Source organism: Saccharomonospora sp. CUA-673, from assembly GCF_001942305.1.
Classification (GTDB): domain Bacteria; phylum Actinomycetota; class Actinomycetes; order Mycobacteriales; family Pseudonocardiaceae; genus Prauserella.
The window spans coordinates 18,601-27,285 of sequence record NZ_MKKE01000046.1 but is presented as its reverse complement, the minus strand read 5'-3'; the positions used below and the strand labels follow the sequence as shown (position 1 = coordinate 27,285).

General features: G+C 70.5%; 5 protein-coding genes and 2 pseudogenes. 2 read left to right on the top strand and 5 right to left on the bottom strand.

Annotated elements, in window-relative coordinates:
* Positions 1–723 precede the first annotated feature (723 nt).
* The 5 genes and pseudogenes from BJF85_RS19750 to BJF85_RS19730 all read right to left on the bottom strand — a co-directional run bounded on the left by BJF85_RS19750 (position 724) and on the right by BJF85_RS19730 (position 6,127).
* Positions 724–1,828: pseudogene (locus BJF85_RS19750) on the bottom strand (glycerate kinase).
* Positions 1,825–2,799, bottom strand: coding sequence for a D-glycerate dehydrogenase (locus BJF85_RS19745; protein WP_075849578.1), 975 nt, complete (start codon positions 2,797–2,799; stop codon positions 1,825–1,827). The pseudogene BJF85_RS19750 and the gene BJF85_RS19745 overlap by 4 nt, the downstream one beginning before the upstream one ends.
* 114 nt (positions 2,800–2,913) lie before the next feature.
* Positions 2,914–4,065, bottom strand: coding sequence for an acetyl-CoA C-acetyltransferase (locus BJF85_RS19740; RefSeq protein WP_075849577.1), 1,152 nt, complete (start codon positions 4,063–4,065; stop codon positions 2,914–2,916).
* A 30-nt stretch (positions 4,066–4,095) separates the two neighbouring features.
* Positions 4,096–4,865: pseudogene (locus BJF85_RS19735) on the bottom strand (SDR family oxidoreductase).
* A gap of 119 nt (positions 4,866–4,984) precedes the next feature.
* On the bottom strand, positions 4,985–6,127 hold the full coding sequence (locus BJF85_RS19730; protein WP_075849576.1) for an acyl-CoA dehydrogenase family protein: 1,143 nt from the start codon (positions 6,125–6,127) through the stop codon (positions 4,985–4,987).
* 71 nt (positions 6,128–6,198) lie between these two features.
* On the opposite strand from BJF85_RS19730, the gene BJF85_RS19725 reads away from it, so the two are divergent.
* The gene (locus BJF85_RS19725) at positions 6,199–7,776 is read left to right on the top strand and encodes a FadD3 family acyl-CoA ligase (protein WP_075849575.1); all 1,578 of its coding nucleotides are present in this window, start codon (positions 6,199–6,201) and stop codon (positions 7,774–7,776) included.
* Positions 7,773–8,684 carry an enoyl-CoA hydratase gene (locus BJF85_RS19720; RefSeq protein ID WP_083666557.1) on the top strand — a complete coding sequence of 304 codons (912 nt, stop codon included), beginning with the start codon at positions 7,773–7,775 and terminating at the stop codon, positions 8,682–8,684. The genes BJF85_RS19725 and BJF85_RS19720 overlap by 4 nt, the downstream gene beginning before the upstream one ends.
* The last annotated feature ends 1 nt before the right edge of the window (position 8,685 follow it).

Genomic DNA, 8,685 nt, shown 5'->3' with positions numbered 1-8,685 from the left:
GAACCCGCCCGAGAACAAACTCCCGAGAAGCCCGATACTCCGGAACCAGAGACTCAGCAAACCACGCCATCTCCCCCTCGTCCGACGGCGCAGCGAGGCAGAACCCTCATCTCCTCAGCATCAATCCGTGCCCGCCGCACACGAAGCGACTGCACATCCTGAGCAAGAGGATCACCGCTGGTCACAGCCCCATAATACCAAACACCAGTTCGACAACCAACCGACCGCCAACCCGGTCCGAACCCGAGGTCGAGCGAAGCAAAGACTCCCACCAAGCCCCGAAACGAAACCACCCACGAAACCCAAACAACCGCCCCCCGGAGTGTCATCCCGTCGACCTAAACCGAAACCATCACGCTCCAGGCAGGGCGCAACCACCAACAAACCCGTCACACAAAAACGAAACCTTGCGCCCTGCTGAAGCGTGATAAACGAAACGAGAGGTCGAGGGATGACACGGAGCAGCGGCACAGCCGCCCAATCATCCCGGAGACCTGCCCAGCCGGCGAGGCGCTTAACCCCCAAACGCAGATCGCGCCCCGAGAATGCCAACACAGCGACGTGAACTGCCAACACAGCGACCCAGAATGCTGACACGGCGTTCACGAATTGCTGACACGGCGACGCGAAACGCCAACACGGCGACGCGAGACGCCAACACGGCCCCCAACCCGCCCCGGCACCCCGGGGACATCACCCCGAAACCCCCGACCCCCCGAAACGTCAACCCAAGAACCGGACCAACCCCACCACCCCGTGCCGCAGCAACCGCCGAGCGTCGCGAATGGCGATGTCGGGGGTGGGGGCGAGGTCGGTGAGGGCGATGGTGTCGGTGATGCCGGCGGTGGTGAGTTGGTCGGGGTGGAGGGTGATGCGGCCGGCGATGGCGACGACGGGGACGCCTGCGGTGCGTGCGATGGTCGCGATGCCGGCGGGTGCCTTGCCGGCGAGGCTTTGGGCGTCGAGTGATCCTTCGCCGGTGACGACGAGGTCGGCGCCGCGGATGGCGTCGCGACGCCGGTGAGTTGGACGACGAGGTCGAATCCGGATTGGGCGGTGGCCCCGAGTGCGGCCATGGCGCCGCCCGAGATGCCGCCGCCTGCGCCGGCGCTGGCGCGGTCGGTGAAGCCGAGCGCGTCGGCCCATCGGTGCAGGCCGGCCCGGAGTTGTTCGACCTGGTGTGGGCCTGCGCCTTTCTGGGGCCCGAAGACGGCGGCGGCACCGTCGGTGCCGTGCAGCGGGTTGGTCACGTCGGTGGCGACGTGCACGCGGGTGTCGCCGAGTGCGTCGTGGACGGCGGTGAGGTCGATGGCGGCGACGTCGGCGAGTGCGCCGCCGCCGAGGCCGACGGGAGTGCCGTGGGCGTCGGTGATCCGCGCGCCGAGTGCTTGGAGCATGCCGTTGCCGCCGTCGGTGCTGGCGGTGCCGCCGACGGTGAGCACGATCTGTCGGGCGCCGCGGGACAGCGCGTCGGCGATGAGTTGGCCGACACCGTAGGTGTGTGCGGCGAGGGCGACGTCAGCAGTGGGCGTGACGTGTTCGATGCCGCAGGCGCGCGCCGATTCGATGTAGGCGGTGCGTCGAGGGTGACGTACCACGCGTCGACGTGGTCCTCGAGCGGTCCGCGGACCCGCAGGTCGACGCGGGTTCCGCCGGCGGCCAGCAGCACGTCGAGGGTTCCTTCGCCGCCGTCGGCGACCGGGCACAGGGACACGTCGGCGTCGGGGAGGGCGTCGTGGACGCCGGCGCCGATCGCCTCGGCCGCCTCGACGGCGGTGAGGCTGCCCTTGAACTTGTCGGGTGCGACCACGACGCGAGGCGCGGTCACGGTGTGACCTCGGTGAGCGCGGGTTCGCCCGCCAGGACGGCGAGCGCGTTGCGGGCGGCGAGCGTGGCCATCGCGGTGCGCGTCTCGACTGTCGCCGACCCGAGGTGCGGGGCCATCGCGACGTTGTCGAGCTCCAGCAATCCGGGGTGGACGTCCGGTTCCTGTTCGAAGACGTCCAGCCCGGCGCCGGCGATCACGCCGTCGCGGAGCGCGGCGGCCAGGGCGGCCTCGTCGACGACCGGGCCGCGCGTGGTGTTGATCAGGAACGCCGTCGGCTTCATCGCCGCGAGGGCGTCCGCGTCGATGAGGTGGCGTGTCTCGGGCGTCAGCGGGCAGTGCAGGGACACGATGTCGGCGGTGCGCAGCAGCTCGTCCTGCGGGAGGTAGGTCGCCTCCAGCTGCGCCTCGACGTCCGCGGGCGCCTGCCTGCGGCCGCTGTAGACGATGTTCATGCCGAACGCCCGCGCCCGCGTGGCCATGGCGCGGCCGATCTGGCCGAGCCCGATGACGCCGAGCGTGGCGCCCTGGATGCCGGTGCCCAACATGAATCCGAGGTGGAACGACCACGGCGTGCGGGCGCGGAGCAACCGTTCGCCCTCGCCGAGCCGCCGCGTGGCCGACAGCAGCAGTCCGAACGCGATGTCGGCGGTGGCGTCGGTCAGCACACCCGGGGTGTTGGTGACCGTGACGCCGCGTTCGGCCAGTGCCGGCACGTCGACGTTGTCGTAGCCGACCGCGACGTTGGCGACGACCTTCAGTTGCGGCCCGGCGGCGTCGGCGAACGTCCCGTCGACCCGTTCGCTGAGCGTGGTGACCGCGGCGTCGGCGCCGGCGAGGACCTCGTGCAGCTCGCCCGGGGGCAGTGCCCGGTCGGGGTCGGGAACCCACACGTCGCCGGCCTCGCGCAACAACGCCAGTGCCTCGTCGGGAATCCACCTGCAGACCACGATCCGCGGCCGGCTGCCAGTCATCGCCTCACTCCTTTGTCGCGCCCGTCGATCACCTTATCGACAAGACGGCGACGTGGGGTGCCAACACGGCGACGCAGGATGCCAACACGGCGACGTGGGGTGCTGACACGGCGGTTATCGGCGTTCGATGATCGTCACGTTGGCGGTACCGCCGCCCTCGCACATCGTCTGGAGTCCGTAGCGGCCGCCGCGCCGTTCGAGTTCGTGCAGCAACGTGGTCATCAGCTTGGTGCCGCTGGCGCCGATGGGGTGACCCAGCGCGATCGCGCCGCCGTTGACGTTGACCCGGTCCGGGTCGGCTCCCGTCTCGTCGAGCCATGCCAGCACGACGCTCGCGAACGCCTCGTTGACCTCGAACAGGTCGATGTCGTCGACCGTGAGTCCCGTCGCGCGGAGCGCCCGTTGGGTTGCGGGGATCGGCCCGGTGAGCATCCACACGGGGTCCGCCGCCGACACCGACAGGTGGTGGATGCGCGCCCGCGGCGTCAGGCCGTGTTCGCGGACGTAGGCCTCCGACGCGACGAGCACCGCGCTCGCCCCGTCGGAGATCTGACTCGCGGTGGCCGCCGTGATCCGCGACCCCTCCTCGAGGGGTTTCAGCGCGGCCATCGCGTCGAGAGAGGTGCCCCGGCGCGGGCCCTCGTCGGCCGTCAGCTCACCGAAGGGTGTGAGTTCGCGGTCGAACACGCCGTTGTCGAGGGCGTCGAGCGCGCGACGATGGCTGCGCAGCGCGAACTCCTCCATCTCCTCGCGGGTGATGTCCCAGTGCCGCGCGATCATGTCGGCGCTGCGGAACTGCGACACCTCGACGTCGCCGTAGCGCTTGGCCCAGCCGGTCGAGCCCGAGAACGGGTCGTCGAAGCCGTGCTCGCGGCCGGCGAGCATCGCCGCGCTGATCGGGATGGCGCTCATGTTCTGCACCCCGCCCGCGACGACCGCGTCCGCGGTGCCCGACAGCACCGCCTGCGCCGCGAAGTGCACCGCCTGCTGGCTCGACCCGCACTGCCGGTCGACCGTCACCCCCGGTACGTGGTCGGGCAGGCCCGCGGCCAACCACGCGGTGCGGGCGATGTTGCCCGCCTGCGGGCCGATCGTGTCGGTGCAGCCCAGCATGACGTCGTCGACGCTGCCCGGGTCGATGCCGCTGCGCTCGACGAGGGCGCCCAGCGCGTGCGCAGCCAGATCCGCCGAGTGCACAGTGGACAGTGAACCGCCCCGCCTGCCCACGGGCGTGCGGACGGCGTCGACGAGATAGGCCTCGGCCACGTTCGACTCCTCGGGATGTAGGGATATCGGTTACGGGTGCTGGCTCGACACGGACACCGTCTCGCCCGTGAGGTAGGTGGCATAGCTCGACGCGAGCCACACCATGACGTTGGCGATCTCCCACGGCTCGGCCGCGCGGCCGAACGCCTCCCTGCTCGCCAGCTCGGTCAGCAGCTCCTCGCTGGTGACCTTCGCCAGGAACGGATGCGCCGCCAGGCTCGGTGCCACCGCGTTGATGCGGATGCCGTGTCCGGCCACATCCATCGCCGCGCACCGCGTCAACGCCATCACCCCGGCCTTGGCCGCGGCGTAGTGCGCCTGCCCCTCCTGCGCGCGCCAGCCACGACGGATGCGTTGTTGACGATCACCCCGCCCTCGCCCTGCTCGACGAAGCGTCGCGCCGCCGCGCGGGTGCAACGGAACGTGCCGTTCAGTGTGATGTCCAGAACCTGCGACCATTCCTCGTCGGACATGTCCAGAATGGACTTTGTGCCGCCGAGGCCGGCGTTGTTGACCATCACGTCGATCCGGCCGAAGCGCTCGACCGCACCGTCGATGAGCGAACGCACCTGTTCGTCGTCGGTCACGTCGCACGGGATCGCCTGCACCGGGCCGAGATCGGCCAGCTCGTCGGCCGTGGCCCCCAGGCGGCGCTCGTGCCAGTCGCTCACGACGACCTGCGCGCCCTCCTCGAGACAGCGCCGCGCCGTGGCCGACCCGATGCCCGTTCCCGCCGCCGCGGTGACCACGACAACCTTGCCCGCCAACAGGTTGTGCGGCACCGGGTACGCCGGCGCCACGTTGGCAGCCGCCCCGTTCGCAGCCCCCTGCGTGGCAGCTCCGCTCATCGTCGCTCCTTGTTCTTGCGGGACACCCGCACCCGGTCGCGCCGATGAGTCGGTGGAAGGGTGATGGTCGCTCATCGTCGCTCCTTCGGAAGGCCGAGGACCCGCTCGGCGATGATGTTGCGCTGGATCTCGTCCGAACCGCCGTAGATGGTGTCCGCGCGGCTGAACAGCAGCAGTCGTTGCCATTCGTCGAGTTCCCCGCCGGTGGTGAGCCCGCGCGCGCCGCGGACGCGCATCGCCAGCTCGCCCAGTCGCCGGTGCCAGCCCGACCACAGCAGCTTGCCCACGGCCACCTCCGGTCCCGGGCGGCGTTCGAGGGTCCGCAGCGCGTGGGCGCGCAGCACCCGCAGGTCGATCCGCGCCCTGGTCAGTTCCGCGCGCAGCACGGGGTCGTCGATCGCCCCGGTGCGCCGGGCCTCGGCGACGATCCCGTCGAGCTCGCGACGGAAACCGATCTGCTGGCCGAGGGTGGACACGCCGCGTTCGAACTCGAGCGTGCCCATCGCGACCCGCCATCCGTCGCCCGGTGCGCCGACCACCAGATCGGCGTCGGTGCGCGCGTCGTCGAAGAACACCTCGTTGAACTCCGAGGTCCCCGTCAGCTGTGTGATCGGGCGGACCGTGACCCCGGGCTGGTCCATGGGCACCAACAGGTACGACAGTCCGCGGTGCCGCGACGATCCCGGTTCGGTGCGCGCGAGCACGAAGCACCAGTCGGCGACGTGCGCCAACGACGTCCAGATCTTCTGCCCGTTGAGCACCCACTGTCCGTCCTCGAGCCGTGCCGACGTCGACACGGCGGCGAGGTCCGATCCCGCACCCGGCTCCGAATACCCCTGGCACCACAGTTCGTCCACGGCGCGGATCGCGGGCAGGAAACGCCGGCGCTGCTCGTCGGTGCCGAATGCGATCAGGGTCGGGCCGAGCAGCTGTTCGCCCAGGTGGCTCACGCGCGCGGGCGCGCCCGATGCGGCGTACTCCTCGTGGAAGACGACCTGCTCGGCGAGGCTCAGCCCGCGGCCGCCGAACGCCTCCGGCCAGCCCACGCACGTCCAGCCGTCCGCCGCGAGGTGGCGTTCCCATGCGAGCCGCTCGTCGAACGCCTCGTGCTCCCGCCCGGGGCCGCCGAGTCCGCGCACGCCGGCGAACTCGCCCGCGAGGTTGTCGGCCAGCCAGGAGGCCACCTCCCGGCGGAATCGCTCGTGGTCTTCCACTCGCACCTCCTGCTACCGTGCCTTCAATAATAAGAACACGTTCTAGATTTCGCGTCCAGTGAGGGAGCGGGATGGACGAGGCAAGGGTGCCGGCAACGATCCCGGAGGCTATCCGCGTTGCTGCTCAGCGGTTCGGTGACCGTGAGGTGGTGGTCGACGGCGACGTGCGCATGACGTATCGACAACTTCTGGAACACGTTCGCGACATGGCGCGGGTGTACCTCGCCCACGGCGTGCGGCGCGGCGACCGGATCGCCGTGTACTCGCCCAACACCCACCATTGGGTCGTGGCCGCGCTTGCGGTCCACTACGCGGGCGCGACGCTCGTGCCGATCAACACGCGCTTCACCGGGGCCGAGGCCGTCGACCTGATCCGCCGCAGCGGCGCGACGGCGCTGGTCGTGGCGGGCGAGTTCCTCGGGGTCGAGCCGCCGGCCGAGATCCGTACGGCGGCGGAGCCCGGCGATCTGGACTCGCTGCGGCTCGTCGTGCGGGTGCCCGTCTCCGGCCCGCTCGCCCCGGACCCGGACGCGGAGACGTCCGGGGCGGTCGTCCTGGACTGGCCTGACCTCGCCGCCGCTGCCGAACCGGTCACCGCGGAGTCTGCCGAGGCGCGGGCCGACGAGGTCTCCGGCGACGACATCAGCGACATCCTCTTCACCTCCGGAACGACCGGACGCAGCAAAGGGGTGCTGTCGACCCACGGCCAGGCCGTCGACGTCGCCGCGGCGTGGGCGGACTGTGGACAGGTGCGTCCCGGCGACCGGTACCTCGTCGTCAACCCCTTCTTTCACAGTTTCGGCTACAAGGCCGGGATCCTCGTCGGCCTCCTCGGCGGTGCGACGTTGATCCCGCAGGCGACCTTCGACGTCGCCGCGGTGCTGGAGGCGATCGAACGCGAGCGGATCTCCGTGCTGCCGGCGGCGCCGACCGTGTTCCAGACCCTGCTCGACCACCCCGGCCGGCAGGGCACGGACCTGTCGTCGCTGCGGCTGGCGGTGACCGGCGCGGCGACCGTCCCGGTGCGGCTCGTCGAGCGCATGGGCGACGAGCTCGGCTTCGACACCGTGCTCACCGCCTACGGACTCACCGAGGCGGTGGTCGTCACGATGTGCCGGCCCGGCGACGACCCGGAGGTCATCGCCCACACCAGCGGCCGCGCCACCGCCGGTTTCGAGGTGCGCATCGGAGCCCGCGGCGAGATCCTGCTGCGCGGCCCGAACGTGATGCGCGGCTACCTCGACGACCCGGAGGCGACCGCGAAGGCCGTCGACGCCGACGGCTGGCTGCACACCGGCGACGTCGGCACGCTCGACGACGCCGGAAACCTGACGATCACCGACCGGCTGAAGGACATGTACATCTGCGGCGGGTTCAACGTCTACCCCGCCGAGATCGAACAGGAACTGTCCGGGTTGGACGGTGTCCGCGAGGTAGCGGTCGTCGGGGTCGCCGACGAACGACTCGGTGAGGTGGGCAAGGCGTTCGTCGTCGCCGACGGTGTGTCCGAGTCCGACGTGCTCGAGCACTGCCGCCGGCGCCTGGCCAACTACAAGCGCCCCCGTCACGTCGAGTTCGTCGCGGCGCTGCCGCGCAACGCCTCCGGGAAAGTCCTCAAACGTCTGCTGGCCAAGGAGAAGGTGGCATGACCGACAACGACAGCGCCCACAACGACAGCGCCCACAACGGCGGTGCCCACAACGGCGGTGCCGACGACGATGCCGAAGCTGTCGTCCGGTACGAGCGGCGCGGACCGGTGGCGGTGGTGACGATGAACCGGCCCGAGTACCGCAACGCGCAGAACTCGGTGATGACCTACGCACTGGACGACGCGTTCGCCCGGGCCGTCGACGACCCCGAGGTCAAGGTGATCGTCCTGGCGGGGGAGGGCAAGCACTTCTCGGCCGGGCACGACATCAGCTCGCCCGGTCGCGACGTGGACGTCAGCTACGAACGCAAGGCCGTCCTGTGGTGGGACCATGTGGACCGTGCGGGCGGCGATCAGCGGTTCGCGCGCGAGTCCGAGGTGTACCTCGGCATGTGCCGGCGGTGGCGGGAGATCCCGAAACCGGTGATCGCCTCGATCCAGGGCGCGTGCATCGCCGGCGGGCTGATGCTGGCGTGGTCGTGCGATCTGATCGTCGCCTCCGACGACGCGTTCTTCGCCGATCCCGTGGTGCGCATGGGAATCCCGGGCGTGGAGTACTTCGCGCACCCGTGGGTGCTCGGCGTCGCCGCGGCGAAGGAGGTGCTGTTCACCGGCGAGCGGTTCACCGCCCAACAGGCGAAGGAATGGGGCATGGTCTCGCGGGTCGTGCCGCGCGCCGAACTGGAGTCGGCGACCACGGCGTTGGCCGAGAAGATCGCCGAGATGCCCTCGTTCGGACTCACGTTGACGAAGAAGGCCGTCAACCAGGCCCAGGACCTCATGGGCATGCGGTCCGGAATGGACTCCGCGTTCGGGCTGCATCACTTCGCGCACGCCCACAACGCAGAGACGCAGTCCGACCCGCTGGCCGGGCAGACGGCCAAGTCGATGCGCGACGCGGGCAGGTGAG

What these genes read in the sequence shown, in the direction of transcription:
- BJF85_RS19745 (WP_075849578.1), bottom strand. Translation starts at nt 2,799, where the DNA reads ATGACTGGCAGCCGGCCGCGGATCGTGGTCTGCAGGTGGATTCCCGAC.
- BJF85_RS19725 (WP_075849575.1), top strand. Translation starts at nt 6,199, where the DNA reads ATGGACGAGGCAAGGGTGCCGGCAACGATCCCGGAGGCTATCCGCGTT.
- BJF85_RS19720 (WP_083666557.1), top strand. Translation starts at nt 7,773, where the DNA reads ATGACCGACAACGACAGCGCCCACAACGACAGCGCCCACAACGGCGGT.